Origin of the sequence: Pseudomonas alcaligenes (assembly GCF_014490745.1) — a bacterium.
Classification (GTDB): domain Bacteria; phylum Pseudomonadota; class Gammaproteobacteria; order Pseudomonadales; family Pseudomonadaceae; genus Aquipseudomonas; species Aquipseudomonas alcaligenes_C.
Map to the genome: position 1 here is coordinate 4,808,340 of NZ_LZEU01000001.1, position 15,853 is coordinate 4,824,192.

Genomic DNA, 15,853 nt, shown 5'->3' on the forward strand with positions numbered 1-15,853 from the left:
GTGCCTCCCGGACCGGAAAGCTGGATTGACTTGGCACCTCATCAGCCTGACCATCGCGAGCGAACTTCAGCGAGAGACGCCAATGGCTACCTGCATCATCCATATTGGCATGCACAAAACCGGCAGCACCTCCATTCAGCACTCGCTGGACGGATTTCAGGATGAACGCTTCAGCTTTGCCAGCCTGGGCAACAGCCCAAACCACAGCTATGCGGTGTATGACCTGTTTACCCGAGACGGTGAGCGAGGATTCTTCGACGCCGCACCACAAGCGCAGGTGATCGAGGCACACGAGCGGCAACTGCGGCAGGCCATCGCAGACACTGGGCAACGCGACCTGATCATCTCCGGCGAGCAGATCAGCTCCATGCATCCGAACGCCATCAAGCGTTTGCACGACTTCCTGGCTACGCACTTCGAGACCCTGCGTGTCGTCAGCTACGTACGCCCTCCCGCATCCTATCTTGCCAGCGCCTTCCAGCAGCGCCTAAAGAAACGCAATCCGACCTTTGAGCCACTGCGCCTGTACAGATCCTACAGAGACACCTTTGGCAAGTTCGACGAGATATTTGGCGCAGAACAGGTCACGCTCTGGAAGTTCGAACCGAGTATCCTGCATAACCGCTGCGCGGTCTCCGACTTCTGCCAGCGCCTGGCAATAGCACTGCCCAGCGCGCGCATCCGAACGGAAAACGAATCACTGTCGAGGCAGCTCGTAGGCCTCCTCTACGTCTACCGAAAATATGCCCCGCAATTGGCCGAGTCACTGCAGATAGAAGAAGTGGAGGCGCTCAATCGCAGACTCTTGACGACCTGGAGCGACAGATTCGCACTGTCACCGGAACTGACCCAAGCCATACACCAGCACTTCGCCGAGGACATTGGCTGGATGGAAGACCGTCTGGGCCAGTCGCTGCAAGAGCAGCCGAGAAGCACCCCCTATGCCGTCAACAGTGAAGCCGACCTAATTCACACCGCAGGAGAGACCCTCGAAGAGCTCTGCGACCTGATCGGCCAACCTCGCCCACAAGCCCCGCACCAGCTCGCGCCGGAAGCCGCGGCCCAGCTGTTTCACCAGCTACGCAGTCCCGGGGGCGAGCCACAGACGCCGCCCCCACGCAGCAGTCGAAATCGCCTAACGAACGCGGCCCAGCGCCTGCTCAAGCGGCTCTCATAAGCACCTCAGCCCCCCGGGCAGAGTGCAGTTCGCAGGTCGTCCGCATCGTACCCAGGCCGAGCGGGTAGCAGGTACTTGCCCATCACCCGGGGCCGGGGAATGTCCCCCGCAAAGGGCTTGCTGCCATCGGCCGCAGCACCTATGGCCGTGGCATTTGTCAGAACCTTCTCGTCTTGCGGGCGACTCAAGAGCTGCGCACTGTCGAGCACCAGGTCACCGTTCAGCATTACGCTGGTTCTGCTGGACGCCTCTTTGCGAAATGGCATCGTCACCGCCGGTCGAATATTGATACTGACAATCAGGCTGTTGCATGAGCGATCGAGACGCAACGCAGGACTGACAATCTCCGTCCCCGCATAACGCAGCAACAGCCGGCCGGCCGCATCCAGGCGCAGACTCCAGACTTCCGGCTGATCCAGCAGGACCTCCTCGCGTGCCGAGGCAGACCACACCGGCAAAGCCAGGCCGATCGCATAACCCGCGAAAATAGGCGCTCTCTGCAGATCTCGGCCCTCGAGCCTGGCAGGCCGACCATCGGCCGAAGGCGTCCAGCTCAGCGGCACCGCTCGGGCAGCGGCCTCCCAAGCGACCAGACGACGCTCTAGCTCCGCCGCAGGCAGGTAATCGTGCCCCTGCTGCATGCGTGGCCCGGCGTGGCCAATAGGAGGGGACATGGGCTCGGCCACGACCTGCGTTTTGCCAGCCTGAAAGTAGGTCTGTCGTGACAGCATATCGTGCAGCCCATAGGCCATGTCGGCAGCCCCTGCCTCGGATGCCCACAGTAGTTGCGCGGGATCATTCGGCGCCCGACCATCAAGCATCGGCTTGAGACTGCGACCATCCAGATCGCCCGGGGCCGCGCCGCCGACCAACGCCATCAGCGTGGGATACAGATCCTTGAGGCTGGACACTGCCAGCAGGTCAGCATTCTCGTATCGCTTCGGCCATGACAGCAGCAGGGGAGCACGTACGCCCCCTTCGCGGTAAGTGAGCTTGTTGCCAGCAAAGGGGAAATTGTTATCCCTGACCCGATTCACACCACCGTTGTCGCTCGCGAACACCACAATCGTGTTGTCCTCCAACCCCCGCTCACGCAACACAGCCAATAGCCTCTCGACGTTATGGTCGAGCTGCTTGAGCACTGCGAGATAGCGTCCCTCGGGTGTATCTGGAAACTGCCGGCGGAACTCCGGAGTCGGCTGGTACGGCGTGTGAGGTGCGAATAGCCAGAGGTTGATGAACCAGGGCTCGGAGCCGGCGCCGCGAATCAGCTCGATCGCCTTGTCGGTCAGCAGATCATCGACATTGCCCTCATACTGCCTAGGAGGCCTCCCATCTTCCTGCAGCCAGGGATTGGTATGGGTGGGCCTCTGTCTGACGAGCCGCCCATCGGCAGCCGGGCCGCGCAACATGAATTGATTGAGGAAGCCCAACCAGTAATCGAAGCCCTGCGCCCCCGGCTGGATTTTCCGGTATTCAAGAGCCTCGCCGACATGCCACTTACCCAGGTGACTGGTCCGGTAACCCAGCCCCTGAAGCGCCTCAGGCAGGGTCAGCAGATCGCTCGGCAGACCCGCACCGGCTGGCTGGAAGCCCACCGCAACGGGGTCGCGCCCCGAGAGTAGCGCCGCGCGACTGGCCGAGCAGGTGCTGTCGGTATAGTGCTGCCGAAAGCGCACCGAGCGCCGGCTGAGGCTGTCCAGCGTCGGCGTGGGGGCCTGCCCGTCGCCCCAGCTGGCGATGTCATTGTTACCGAGGTCGTCCGCCAGGATGAGGAGAATGTTGGGGCGCTGATCCACGGCATTTGCCGATCCGGCGTCACAACCGGCAAGCAACATGAGCGCGTTCAACAGCAACAGGCCGTAAGCTTTTTTCAACAGGAGGGGCAAGGGATCATCCTGAACATTTGAGGAGTCGGCAGCCTTACTGGCGCAATGAAGTTGACGCATATCATTGCCGTCTGACCACACCCTGCGCACAATGCAACCAGCGGGCAGAATCGCACTATACAGCGCAGCAAGGTGACGCCCCAAACGACTCCCAACCCAAGGCACTGAACAAACACTGGATCTCGACCCCTTGAAAAATCTCATTGACACACTGCTCGGTGACAGCCCACAAGCACTACATGGCGTCGACTATTCCACCCTGGTGGACTTCCCCAGAATTACCGAGCTGTTCATTTCTAAACGTGGGGAATACACGAGCAGCCAGCCGTTTCCGCATGCTGTCATTGACGACTTCCTGCCTGAGTCGACCCTCCAGCTCCTGCTCGATCAGTACCCTCTGGATCAGGATCGCAAGGAGTGGATTCATAGCGCGCCCAACCTTCGCGAAGTTCAAACCGAGAAGCGGCATTTACGCGACGTGCTGGCAATGCCAAAAGTCTATCGCGAGCTGATCTGGGAGCTTGGCTCCAGTCACTTTCTGGACGCGCTCACCATGCTCAGTGGCATTCGCCGCCTGATTTCCGACCCTGAACTGCAGGGTGCAGGCATCCATCAGATCTCCCGTGGCGGATTCCTCAAGATTCACGCCGACTTCAGCACCCACCGCAAGTTCGACCTCGCCCGGCGCATCAACTTCCTACTTTACCTCAATCCCGATTGGCAGGAGAGTTGGGGCGGCCACCTCGAACTATGGGATCAGGACATGCAGGGGCCGCCAGTGCGCATCCTGCCGAAACTAAACCGCTGTGTGATCTTCAGCACCACGGCAAACTCCTTTCATGGCCACCCCTACCCACTACAGTGCCCCGACGGCGTTCACCGCAAATCGATCGCCCTGTACTATTACACCAACGGACGCCCCGACGGTGAGGCGGAACCTACCTTTGCCACGACCTGGCGAGAAGTCCCTAGCTCTTATCAGCAGTCGAGCTGATTACTATCAGAACAGCTCTGCCAGCCCTCTAACAACAAGTAAATAATCCATGCCACAGAAGCGACTTGTCGTACTTGATGACTTCAGAGCTATTGCTATCACCTTGGTGGTTGCCATGCACGGCTTTACGACGTTCTTTCCGCGCATCGAAACCAGCAACAATCCACTATTTATCCCGCTGCTCTCTGGCGCTACCGGCGTCACCTTATTCTTCATCCTCAGCGGTTTCTTGGTAACACGCCCCTTTATCGAGGCAGAGCTGCGTGGTGAGACCGTGAGCCTGAAAGGCTACGCACTTCAACGCGCCCTTAGAATATTGCCGCTCTACTATCTCGCAGTATTGATTGCCTCACTCGCCACAGGCAACACCAGCAAGATCATCCCTGCACTGTTGTTCAACGCCAAAGGTTATGACTTCGCACAATACAGCACTGTCTGGTGGAGCCTGATCGTCGAAGTTCACTTCTACCTCCTAGTTCCGCTGCTTTATTTGGCCTGCAAGCAAACCAATCGGAACCTGCTGCTTTCCGTACTCATGCTGGGCTGGGGCACATTCTACGGTGCGTATGCACTCAACTTGCTGCCTTTTAGTCTGCAAACCAGAATGCAGCTAGGAATAAGTCTACTTTGCCAGCTACATGCGTTCTTGGTCGGCTTCTTGCTGTCGATCTTGTATTCCAAGAAGGTTTTCTTCGAAAAACGTACTCTTGCCCTAGCCTCGACGCTGGTATCAAGCACCGTGCTTGTGGTCGTTCTGATGCCGCGCATGGGAAACGCAATAGGATTTCATGCCAAATTCCCGCTACATGCCCTGGCCGAGTCGATTCTCTGGGGGGTGACGCTGTATAGCTGCATTGTTCTCGGGAGAAGCCTCTTAGGGGCTGCCGGCCGTTTTCTGGCAAGAGTTTCGTACTCGCTCTACTTGGTGCACATGCCAGTGTTCTACGCCTTTTTCATCTGGCATAAGGCACAGCCACCAGAAACAACAATAGCTCCCGCACTGGCGCTGCTGCTCGCCACTGCCGGTGCCACGCTCCTATCGGCCGCGACCTATCAACTGGTGGAGAAACCCCTCCTCGCGCTGAAGGATCGTCTTAAACGACAGCAACCGGGTCGATCAGAAGAGCAATGGGGCAACAGCTGAACTCACGATGGCTACACCGGCAGAGCTCGTTGTTGATCGGAGTAGGTGGATAGCTTCGACTTCAATCGCAGCATGGGCACCTCGAACCACCGATAGAGAACAAAAGACAGTGTCCAGATCAACACAAAACTGCACGTTACTATCAGAACATTACTCAGAGCCCCTACTGGCAGGGGAAGACTTTCCTGATGCACCTTGAACCAACTAACCAGATAGAACTGGACCGGAACATGCACCAGATAAATCGAATAGGACAACATGCCGAAATGACTCAAGAGACGATTGTGCAGAATCACCTTGAGCGAAGAGTTCCAAGCCACACAGCAAAGCAATAACCCACTCCAGAGCATCGCTTCGATGTTGTAGTAAAGCGGCAGACTCCTCTGAGCCTCCACTATGCCCAGTTGTGAATGCAGGCTGAGCTGGTGGAACAACACCCACAACAACAGCAGCAGCAGCCCCACCAACCATTGCCGACTCACCAGTTGACGATACAGCGCAGAGGCATGGAGTCCTGCACAGCAGGCACCTAGCACGAATGCCAGGCCACGCCCAAAGACCGACGCCTGAAGGATCCAGTTCTGTGGATTGGCCAACCAGCGCGGCTGCTGGAAAAAGTAGACATGCACGGCGAACCAGGTCAGCAACCCCAGCCCAATCACCCACCGCCCTACACGGTAGCGCAGAAGCAACATCAGCCAGGGTAGCAGCAGGTAGAACTGCATTTCCGTACACAGCGACCACCACGGCACACTGAACGGAAACAGCGAAAACCCAACGTGGATAAAGGAAAACGCCTTCATCGCCCCCTGAGTGTTACCAGTCACCCACCAGCCCAGCACCACGAACAGGTAATAGAGGGGGAGCACCCGCAGCACCCTGGCGATGTAGAACCGCTTGATGTCGACGGCAGCGCCTCCGCGCACTGACGCAATGAAGGGCTGGCTGAGCAGGAACCCGCTGAGGACAAAAAACAAGGTCACCCCGGTATGCCCCGAGGCCACGACCTGCAACCACACTGGCGCATCACTCAGCAACGGCTCGGTGCCGCCGGTAATGATGCCGAAATAGTGGAAGGCGACCACCAGAAGAATCGCCCAGCCACGCAACGACTCCAGCTCTGGGATGTACTGGCCGGGTTGTCGCAACCCGGCCATGCCAGGGGTATGGCTCACTGGCGCCCCTTAACTCAGGAAGCCGCTACAGCAGGCTTGCCCTGGCCCAGGCGCTTGATCTTACGGTTGTTCTCCAGATGCTTGCTGGCATGCACATAGAATGCGCGCAGAGCCGACGCCGATACTTCGGACTCACCGGAGAACAGCAGCTTCAACAGCTCGGGGTCGTTGCTACGGTCGCCGCCGGCCTTACGCAGCACACCCAGGCCAAAGCCATGGTTGAAGGTGAAGGTCTCGTACTGACCACGGATTTCATCCCAGAATTTCCAGGCACCGAAATCCTGCACACGCGCTTGCACGTCATGGAACAGGATGATGCCGCCCGGCTTCACCTTGGGATACCAGGTGGCGAAGTCCTCGCTGACCGCTTCGTAAGTGTGGAAGCCGTCGATGTGCAGCAGGTCGATGGTGTCTTCGCTGAAATGCCGCAGGGCGTCTTGGAAGAACATCCGCATCAAGTAGGAAAAACCGTGGTAGTGCTGACGGTTGTGATCGTTGACCATATTGAACACCGACTCGTCGTACTTGTCGGTGTGCTCATCACCCTCGAAGGTGTCCACCGCGTAGCACAGGGCATCGATCTCGCTCTCCTTGATCGCCTGGCAGAAGGTGAAGTAGGACAGCCCCTTGTGTGTCCCCAGCTCGACCAGCAGCTTGGGGCGAATCGCCGTGACCAGATCGTAGGCGAACGGAAGGTGGTCGACCCAGGTACTGAATACCATGTGCAGCGGTTCGAAGTGGCGAATCGACGGGGGCATATATACGCTGGTCATACACTCTTCCTCTTGGATCTTGTTGCTTTAGAAATAGGGGTTACAGCGCCTCGAAAGCTCAAGGCCGCCGCTTTTCGAAATCATCCACGAACATTTCGGCGACCTGGCCTTTGAAGCGCCGATGGCGCTTCATGCCCATTTCCGCTGAAGTTATCAGATAAGGGAGCGCCGGACCGCGCACCTTGCCCAGCAAGATCGGCTCAACCGCTGGAGAGCGAAAGTCATAGCCCAGCAGACGGCACAGTTGCGCATTCTGCTCCTTGAGCATCTCCTCGCGCCCCTCGACCTCCGAGGTGGTCACGCCGCCATGGAGCTGATGGAAGGAGCCTTCCCCCACCAGCATGAAGCTCTGCGTCCTTGGAGCGGTGGCCGCCTTGCGATAGATGAACAGGTTGAGACTGCCACCACCGGAAAGATTGAAGCGCTCATCGGCCTGGCCGATGTCACGGAAGATCTCTGCCGAGATGAACAGGCAGTTGCACTCCATGAAGGGATTGAAGAAGCCGCGCGGGTTGGCGCCACTCCAGCAGGCGATCTCGAACAGCCGGTAGCCGTCATTGAGCCAGTCGATGCTCTGCAGCAGCAGCTGTTCCTTTTCCTCGGTGTAACCCTTGCTGAGATGAAACTGCTGTTCATCCTCGCCCAGGTGATAACCAGGCACCACCACCATGGCATCACGCGTGATACGAAACGCCATCAGCGCATGCTGCACGACACCCGGTGATACCAGGCGCGCACCATCGATCATCAGACCGATGAACTGCCCCCGCGCCTGCGCATAACCGAAGTTGATGGCCGCAGCAGGGGAAACCCCGGACTCGTCGCGCAGAAAGTAGCGAAAATTCCCCGGCAAACGCTCCACGGCGGCCGCATCCATGTTTCTCCGGGAGCGATTCTCCACCACTATCACTTCGTACTCATCGCCCGTGACACCCTGCTGATACTCCGGGCTCAGGCTGAGCAGCGTATTCAACGCCTGTCGCGGCATGTCGTATGCGATAACGATGATTGACAGCAGGGGCTGACTCACTGCGGATCTACCTTGTCGAGGGAATAGCGAATGAAGCGAAAAACGCTGGGGTGCGGCGTCCCGAATAGCACCGGCGTCACATTCGGCGGATCCCGACGCTCACCACGAATAAGCTGGTCCTGCGCCTTGATCTGTTCGAACACTCTGTCGCGTTCTTCTTTAAGGGTGCCGGTGGTGACCCCACCATGGAACTGGTGGAAAGAGCCCTCACCAAACAACAGGTAGAACGGCGTATCCGGGCACTCGAGCACACGCTTGTACAGATCCAAGTTGGCCATGCCACCGCCAAAATCGTCGTAGCGCACGTCCATGCCGCCGATTGCCTTCCACTTGCGCACCGACATGGCGATGAAGTTGCTTTCGTAGTTCGAGCGGAAGAAACCGCCTTGGCAGGAGCCACTGAGCACCGCAATGTCGAACAACTTGTAGCCATCGTGGGGCCACTCGATGCTGCGCAACAACTTGGCTTCGGCCTTTTCGTCATAGCCTTCGTTAACCGCCACCTGCTGCAGCTTGTGACCGATGTGGTAGCCCGGTGCAGAAACCGCTGCTTGAGTCGACATGCGAAACGCATCAAGCGCCAACCTGACCACTCCGGGGGTCACCATTCGCGCCCCATCGATCATGATCGCCAGATGGCTGCCCGTGACCTGCTCAGCACCGAAATTGATGGCATTGACCGGTGAGCGCGTCGTCTCGTGGCGCAGGTGATAGCGCACATTGCCGGCGTACTGGATCGCACGACGCTCCCCCAGCAGGCGATCCGAGTGGTTTTCCACCACTATCACTTCGTAGTCGCTTTCGCTCACCCCTTGCTGATAGGCAGGGCTCAGCGAATAAAGCGTCTTCTCCGCCTGATCGGGCATCTTGTACACAATTAGCACGATCGAAAGCCTGGGGATACGATGGAAGATCGACATAGGTTCTCCCCTTAGCGAGCGCAGCGGCGCAATTCGCGATAGAGCCGATCCAGCTCCCTGGGAATGCGCTTGCGCTCATAGCCGTGATGCTTGAGCTCGGCGCTAAAGAAACGCTCAGTGCTTGGCGCCTGCAACCCCAGCTCGTCGAGCACGACATCCAGCTTGCGGTGCAATTGCGCCTCGGACTCGTCGAAGCACAGGATCGGGAAGGCTGACTGACGATAGAGCTTGAGCAGCCGCTGGTTGTAGGCGAGCCAGAGCGCAAAGCCTTGCTCTTCCGGCATGCCACCGCGCGCAGCCAGCGACTGGGCAACCGCTGTGGGGTGACGGAAGATGCCGACGAACTGCAGCTCCGGCAACAGCCGCTGCCAGCCCTCGACCAGCAGCAGGCTACGCGGATCCTTGAAGCCCCAGTGTGAAACGCCGGCATACCCCGCAATCAATTCGCGGGCCCGAGAGACCTCATCGGCCGTCCACTCGATCGCCTCGACCGGAGGCTTGTCCCAGGCATAACCGCAGCGCCCCAGGATCTCGTCGCTGAACTGAACAATATCGAGGTTTTCCCTGTTGCCCTTAAGGTTGTGCGGGTTCCAGGCGCTGATATTGCCAAGCTCGAGGCCGGCCTGCTGCAAAGAACCTGTCAGAAAACTGGTGCCACTGCGGTGCATCCCCACCACCATGACGGTCGCTCGCTCGGGGCGGGGCTTGGAGGCCTGAGGGCGAGCGAATAAAGATCGGATGAACCGCATGACACTCCCGTTGTTCTTATAAGGACTTGCACGACCATCTGGCAGCAAGTCACGACGCCACGCTGCAAACGTGATGAAAAAGGGCTGCATTGTGGTTAAATGGGCGCCCCTTTTCAATCGGCCTCTGTCGGGATGAACTACAAGGAAATTCTGCTGTACGGGGTATACAGCGACCTGCGCACCGAAGTTGCCAGGCGCTTCCTGGGCTTCCTCTGGTGGATCATCGATCCGGTTCTCTACATGGCCGCGTTCTACGTCGTGTTCGCCCTGGCCCTGCGCCAGGGTGGAACCGACTATGCGCCGTTCCTGCTGATTGGCATGGTGGTCTGGAAGTGGTTTGACAGCACGGTGCGCCAAGCCAGCGTGGCCATCGTCGGCAATGCGGCTCTGATTCAGCAGATCTACATCCCCAAAAGTCTACTTGTGCTCATTCAGATCTTTAGCAATGCATTCCGCTTCGCCATTGTTCTCGGGCTGCTGCTGGTTTTCCTGCTGGCGATAGGCAAACGTCCATCGCTGCACTGGCTCGCCCTGGTACCGGTGATCCTGACACAGCTATACCTGGTCACCGCCGTGGGGCTGCTGCTGTCCGGCATCATTCCACTAGCCCAGGACTTCAAGCAGGTGGTGGATAACCTCCTGATGGTGATGATGTTCCTGTCAGGCATCTTCTTCACATCCGAGCGCATGCCGGAGGCACTTCGCTTCGCCTTCGAGCTCAACCCCATGGTGGTGCTGATCCAGGCCTTCCGCAGCGTGCTTCTGCACAATCAGTGGCCGGACTTCGCACATCTTCTTTACGTGATCATGGTGGCTACGCCACTGCTAGTACTCGCCGTGCTGTTCATTCGCAAGAATGAACGGCGTTATCCCAAGCTGATGCTCTGAAGACCACCATGAGCGGAAAGAAAATTCTCGAAGCCAAGAACATTGGTATCTGTTACCGCCAGCGCGCTGGCTTCCTTCGCTATGACCACTACTGGGCCTTGAAGGACGTGAGCTTTACCCTGAATGCCGGCGAAACGCTGGGCGTGATAGGTGCCAATGGTGCCGGCAAAAGCACCCTGCTGCGCATGATTGCCGGTATCGTCGACCCTGATCACGGTGAGCTCTGGCGCGCACCGAACACCACAGCCAGTCTGCTGGCACTGAACGTTGGCTTGAAGAATGAACTTTCGGGCCGGGAGAACGCCATCATCAGCGGCCTCTTGCTGGGCATGAGCCTTGCCCACATCAAGTCCCTGCTGAATGACATCCACAAGTTCAGCGGCCTGGGCGAGTTCTTCGAGCGCCCGGTGGCCAGCTACTCCACGGGGATGCGTGCCCGGCTCGGTTTCGCGGTCGCCATTCACGCGGATCCTGACGTGCTGCTGATCGATGAGGTTCTGGGTGTCGGCGACCAGGCCTTCAAGGACAAGTCGCACCGCGCGATGAAGGAAAAGATCAACTCGAACAAGACCGTCGTCCTCGTTTCGCACAGCATGGATGCCATCCAGGCCCTATGTGACCGGGTTCTCTGGATCCACGAGGGCAAGAGCATCGTCTGCGACGAAGTGAACTACGTCACCAACGGCTACCTGGAAGCAGCGGGTATTGCCTACCGGGAAGAGCAGGAGCGACGGCAGGCAGCGCTCGAGCACAGCGAACCCTGAAACGTCGACCACTAAAATAATAATGGGCAGACAAGCCCAATGAGATACATATGAGCATTGAGTGCAAAAGGGTTCTGGTGGTTCTGGGCATGCATCGCAGCGGCACCAGTGCACTCACCCGCGGCCTGGAAGTTCTCGGCGCCGAGCTGGGCCAAAGCCTGATGCCGGCAGCCAAGGACAACAACGACAAGGGCTTCTTCGAAGATATCGACTTCCACGCCCTCAACTCCAGGCTGCTGGCCCATCTGGGCTCCGCCTGGGACAGGTTGGGCGCGCTTCCGGCGGAGTACCTGCAGCAGCCAGAGTTCGCGGCTCTGCTCGACGAGGCCGAACGCATCCTGGCGGAAAAGCTCGCCCAGGTTCAGTGCCTGGCGGTCAAGGACCCCCAGGCCTCGCTGCTGCTGCCATTCTGGCAACAGGTGTTCTCCCGCCTGGGCGTCAGGCCCCAGTACTTGATCTGCTTCCGCAACCCCCTCAGTGTGGCGGCCTCCCTGCGCAAGCGGGATGGCATTTACCCGGTGCGGGCCCAGCTGCTGTGGGCCAAGTACTCCCTGGCCGCGCTTCAGCATACCCTGGCTCTGGACTCCCTGGTCGTCGACTACGACAACCTCATGGAGAACCCTCAGGAGCAACTGCGCCGCATCGCCAGGAACCTCGATCTGCCCTCGCCGGATGCAGCCCCCGAAGCCCTGGCGGCCTTCAGCCAGGAGTTCCTCACCCAGGATCTACGCCATTCCCAGTTCAACGATGAACATCTGGCCGCACCGGGGGAGGTGCTGCAGATCGTTCGCGATCTCAATGCACTGCTGAAGGCCTCCGCGCGCCTGGACAGCGCTTCCGGCCAGGCATCCCTCGCAGCCGAATGCACGCGACTGGCTGCTGACGTGGCGACTCTCGAACCTGTTGCCCATGAACTGGATTTCCTGAGCAACCTAGAGACTCCGGAAGGCTTGCTTCGCGAGCGCGAGGAGCTACTCGCGCAGACAACGCGCCTTCTGGATGAATGCCAGGGTGCCTGGACAGAACATTCCAAGGTACTTGAGCAGCACTCCATAGCTCTTGAACAGTTGAATCGACTGCGCAGCCACCCGCTCTTGCGGGCGCTACGGATGCTCAAAAACTATCGAACCATCCCCAAGTTAATGGGCCGTGGTATTTCGCATACCTCCCGTATAGTTTGGCAGCGTTTACCAGGCTCGATCGCTCATAAGAACCGGGCCAAGGACGTGCTGTTCCGCCATACCGGGAGCCTGTTCCAGCAGACTCGGGCCTATCAGAACTGGTTGCATACCAATGGCCAGCAAAGCCCCCAGATAGATAGCGTGAAGATCGACTGGCTGAACGAGCCCATCCAGCAGGTGAAACGACTGCACACCGAACTGCCCGCCCGGCAGGCGGCGCGACTGATTGCCTTCTACCTGCCGCAGTTTCACGCAATTGCCGAAAACGACGAATGGTGGGGCGAGGGCTTTACCGAATGGACCAACGTCAAGCCCGCCCAGCCCCACTACAGAGGCCACTATCAGCCCCATGTCCCCGGGGAACTCGGCTACTACAACCTGGACGACCCCGAGACGCAGAGACGCCAGGTTGAGCTGGCCAAGCTCTACGGCATTGCAGGGTTCTGCTTCTACTTCTACTGGTTCGGCGGCAAGCGCTTACTTGAGAAGCCGATCGAGAACTACCTGGCCAACCGCGACCTCGACCTGCCCTTCTGCCTGTGCTGGGCCAACGAGAACTGGAGCAGGCGCTGGGATGGGCTGGACGACCAGATCCTGATCGGCCAGAAGCATTCGACCGAAGACGACCTGGCCTTCATCTCCCACATCTCCGCCTATCTGCGCGACGATCGCTATATCCGCATCGATGGCAAGCCGCTGCTACTGGTCTACCGCCCGGGCGAACTGCCCGACGCCAAAGCCACAGCGGCGCGCTGGCGCAGCTGGTGTCGCGAGCATGGCGTGGGCGAAATCTATCTGGCCTACACCCAGTCCTTCGACAAAGCTCCGCCTTCACGCTATGGGTTCGACGCCGCCGTCGAGTTCCCGCCCAATGGCACCCAGCCCCAGGACGCAACCAACAGCATCCAGCCACTGCACGACAACTTCCTGGGCAAGGTCTACGACTGGCGTACCTACCTGAAACGTAGCGCCAAGCTGAGTCAGCCCAAGTACCCGCTGTTCCGGGGGGTATGCCCCTCGTGGGACAACACCGCGCGGCGCAAGGAGCGTGGCACGTCCTTCATCAACAGCTCGCCACGCGGCTATCAGGAGTGGCTGTTCAATGCCATCCGCGACACTGTGCGCAGGTTCCCCGCAGAGGACCAGCGACTGGTGTTCATCAACGCGTGGAATGAGTGGGCCGAGGGTGCCCATCTGGAACCCGACCAGCGCTATGGCTATGGCTTCCTAGAGGCGTCCCGGATGGCCGGCCTGCGCGCCGCGCTGCAAGTGCCACAAGGGCTCTCCAGCCAGCACCCGGGCATCGCAGTCGTCATCCATGCCTATTACCTGGACGTCTTCGAGGAAATCCTCGAGCACCTCCGGCAAGTCCGCCATATCCCACTCAAACTCTATATCTCGACGCCTGCTGGCCAGGGCGAAGACATCCATGCCCGTCTGGCGGACAGCAAGATCGACTACCACCTGCAGGAATTCCCCAACCATGGCCGCGACGTCCTGCCGTTCCTCAAGCTGCTGCCTCGGATCGTTGAAGATGGGTTCACAACTCTGGTCAAGATCCATACGAAAAAGTCGACCCACCGCCAGGATGGTGAAACCTGGCGCCGCGACTTGTATACCAAACTCCTGAATCCTCAGGCTCTCGCCGATGCCCTGGACGCTTTCGCTGGCGATCCCGGCCTGGGCATACTGGGACCGGCCGGCCATGTGGTGCCCATGAGCTTCTACTGGGGGTCCAATGCACTCGCGGTGGAGAAACTGGCCTGCAGGCTGGGTATCAGCCCGAGCGAGCTGAACCGGCACAGTTTCGTGGCAGGAACCATGTTCTTCGCCAGAACCAATGCACTACTGCCATTGTTGAACCTGGCTCTGTGCGATGACCACTTCGAGCCCGAAGCGGGCCAGGTCGATGGTACTTTTGCCCATGCGCTTGAGCGCGCCATCGCCATCAGCGCTCATGCTGCAGGACTCAAGCTGCGCAGTTGCGACGGCACCCCCAGCAACAAGCGTTATGCCTATGCAGATGCTTCGCTCTGAGGCTATCGAGATGACCTACGAGGGAGAGCCCACCATGGACGATGAGCTCCAGCAAGCACTAACCCCGGTCGCCCGACCGAATGCCAAAGCCTCGGCAGGCAGAGCGACCGTGGCGATTCTGCTCTCGACCTTCAACGGCGAAAAATTCCTGGCAGAACAACTAGAATCAATCGCCGCACAAACCTACCAAGACTGGATCATCATTGCATCCGACGATGGCTCACAGGACAGTACCCTGACCATCCTGGAGCACTATCGCCGCCGCTTCGGAGCTGATCGACTGTGCATCGTCAAAGGACCGGGAAAGGGCTTCGCCGCCAACTTCCTGTCGATGGCGACAGACACCTCGATCTCCACTGGTTTCTTCGCCTTCTGCGACCAAGACGATCTCTGGCATCCGGATAAGCTGGAGCGAGCACTTGCCTGGCTGGAGCAACAGCCCCCCGGAGCGGCCGCGCTCTATTGCACACGGACGCGCCTGGTCGATGAGAGGGGCAGCCCGCGGGGACTCTCGCCCCTCTTCGACAAGCAACCATCCTTCCGCAATGCCTTGGTACAGAGCCTCGCGGGAGGCAACACCATGGTCTTCAACCGTTGTACCCGCGATCTGCTGGCCAAGGCCGGCAACATCCCAGTGATCTCACACGACTGGTGGCTCTACATCCTGATCAGTGGCAATGATGGGCAGATCCGCTATGACCCCAAGCCGAGCATCGATTACCGCCAACACGGCAGCAACCTGATAGGTGCCAACTCGGGCATATCGGATCGACTCATCCGTATCCAGCGCATGTTGGCCGGCGATTTCCACCACTGGAACAGCGTCAACCTGAGCGCCCTGAAAACCCAGGTAGAAATGCTGACGGAAACCAATAGAATCGCCCTCCAGCGATTCGTCAAGGCGCGAACCGCCAGCCTGCCCATCAGGGTGCAGGCCATGATGCGCGCTGGAGTTTATCGGCAGACGCTGCTGGGCAACCTGGGCCTAGTCGTGGCGACGCTCCTTCGCAAGATCTGATCCACGCGCAGGATCACGCACAATCAGCATATCCGCAGGCTAGGCTCAGCCTGTGAGATGTCTCGCGGCTGTGCAGCCCTAGGCTTGAACTGCACCGGGTGATTCTCGTCCAAT

At 59.1% G+C, this 15,853-nt stretch carries 13 protein-coding genes; 7 read left to right on the forward strand and 6 right to left on the reverse strand.

From position 1 onward, the window contains the following. The first annotated feature begins 25 nt into the window (after nucleotides 1-25). Nucleotides 26-1,177 (forward strand): hypothetical protein, encoded by a 1,152-nt coding sequence (locus A9179_RS22110; protein ID WP_187808334.1) that lies wholly within the window; start codon nucleotides 26-28, stop codon nucleotides 1,175-1,177. 5 nt (nucleotides 1,178-1,182) lie between these two features. Here the strand turns inward: A9179_RS22110 and A9179_RS22115 are convergent, their stop codons facing one another. Continuing rightward, nucleotides 1,183-3,066: a sulfatase-like hydrolase/transferase gene (locus tag A9179_RS22115; RefSeq protein ID WP_262410640.1), complete on the reverse strand. Its 1,884-nt coding sequence runs from the start codon at nucleotides 3,064-3,066 to the stop codon at nucleotides 1,183-1,185. Nucleotides 3,067-3,256: 190 nt separating this feature from the next. Between A9179_RS22115 and A9179_RS22120 the strand changes: the two genes are divergently transcribed. Together A9179_RS22120 and A9179_RS22125 are read left to right on the forward strand one after the other, a co-directional pair. After that, nucleotides 3,257-4,060, forward strand: a complete 804-nt coding sequence (locus tag A9179_RS22120; protein ID WP_262410641.1) for a 2OG-Fe(II) oxygenase — start codon at nucleotides 3,257-3,259, stop codon at nucleotides 4,058-4,060. Between the two features lie 49 nt (nucleotides 4,061-4,109). Next, nucleotides 4,110-5,204 (forward strand): acyltransferase family protein, encoded by a 1,095-nt coding sequence (locus A9179_RS22125; protein ID WP_187808336.1) that lies wholly within the window; start codon nucleotides 4,110-4,112, stop codon nucleotides 5,202-5,204. Nucleotides 5,205-5,215: 11 nt separating this feature from the next. Here the strand turns inward: A9179_RS22125 and A9179_RS22130 are convergent, their stop codons facing one another. Genes A9179_RS22130 through A9179_RS22150 form a run of 5 tightly spaced genes read right to left on the reverse strand, consistent with a single transcriptional unit; the run spans nucleotide 5,216 to nucleotide 9,782 of the window. After that, nucleotides 5,216-6,379, reverse strand: a complete 1,164-nt coding sequence (locus tag A9179_RS22130; RefSeq protein WP_316851849.1) for an acyltransferase family protein — start codon at nucleotides 6,377-6,379, stop codon at nucleotides 5,216-5,218. A gap of 14 nt (nucleotides 6,380-6,393) precedes the next feature. Continuing rightward, nucleotides 6,394-7,152 (reverse strand): class I SAM-dependent methyltransferase, encoded by a 759-nt coding sequence (locus tag A9179_RS22135; protein WP_187808337.1) that lies wholly within the window; start codon nucleotides 7,150-7,152, stop codon nucleotides 6,394-6,396. Between the two features lie 58 nt (nucleotides 7,153-7,210). After that, complete coding sequence (locus A9179_RS22140) at nucleotides 7,211-8,182, reverse strand: glycosyltransferase family 2 protein (protein WP_187808338.1); 972 nt, start codon at nucleotides 8,180-8,182, stop codon at nucleotides 7,211-7,213. Further along, nucleotides 8,179-9,102: a glycosyltransferase family 2 protein gene (locus tag A9179_RS22145; RefSeq protein WP_187808339.1), complete on the reverse strand. Its 924-nt coding sequence runs from the start codon at nucleotides 9,100-9,102 to the stop codon at nucleotides 8,179-8,181. The genes A9179_RS22140 and A9179_RS22145 overlap by 4 nt, the downstream gene beginning before the upstream one ends. Nucleotides 9,103-9,113: 11 nt before the next feature. Beyond that, complete coding sequence (locus A9179_RS22150; RefSeq protein ID WP_262410642.1) at nucleotides 9,114-9,782, reverse strand: sulfotransferase family protein; 669 nt, start codon at nucleotides 9,780-9,782, stop codon at nucleotides 9,114-9,116. 201 nt (nucleotides 9,783-9,983) lie between these two features. Between A9179_RS22150 and A9179_RS22155 the strand changes: the two genes are divergently transcribed. From A9179_RS22155 to A9179_RS22170, 4 genes are read left to right on the forward strand one after another with little or no spacing between them, the layout of a single operon-like run. Continuing rightward, the gene (locus tag A9179_RS22155) at nucleotides 9,984-10,739 is read left to right on the forward strand and encodes an ABC transporter permease (RefSeq protein WP_187808341.1); all 756 of its coding nucleotides are present in this window, start codon (nucleotides 9,984-9,986) and stop codon (nucleotides 10,737-10,739) included. 8 nt (nucleotides 10,740-10,747) lie between these two features. Next, nucleotides 10,748-11,503, forward strand: a complete 756-nt coding sequence (locus A9179_RS22160) for an ABC transporter ATP-binding protein (RefSeq protein WP_187808342.1) — start codon at nucleotides 10,748-10,750, stop codon at nucleotides 11,501-11,503. A 50-nt stretch (nucleotides 11,504-11,553) separates the two neighbouring features. Beyond that, a complete protein-coding gene (locus A9179_RS22165; protein ID WP_187808343.1) occupies nucleotides 11,554-14,721 on the forward strand; it encodes a glycoside hydrolase family 99-like domain-containing protein in 3,168 nt (1,055 codons plus the stop codon). Between the two features lie 34 nt (nucleotides 14,722-14,755). Continuing rightward, nucleotides 14,756-15,739 carry a glycosyltransferase family 2 protein gene (locus A9179_RS22170; RefSeq protein ID WP_187808344.1) on the forward strand — a complete coding sequence of 328 codons (984 nt, stop codon included), beginning with the start codon at nucleotides 14,756-14,758 and terminating at the stop codon, nucleotides 15,737-15,739. Nucleotides 15,740-15,853: the final 114 nt, after the last annotated feature.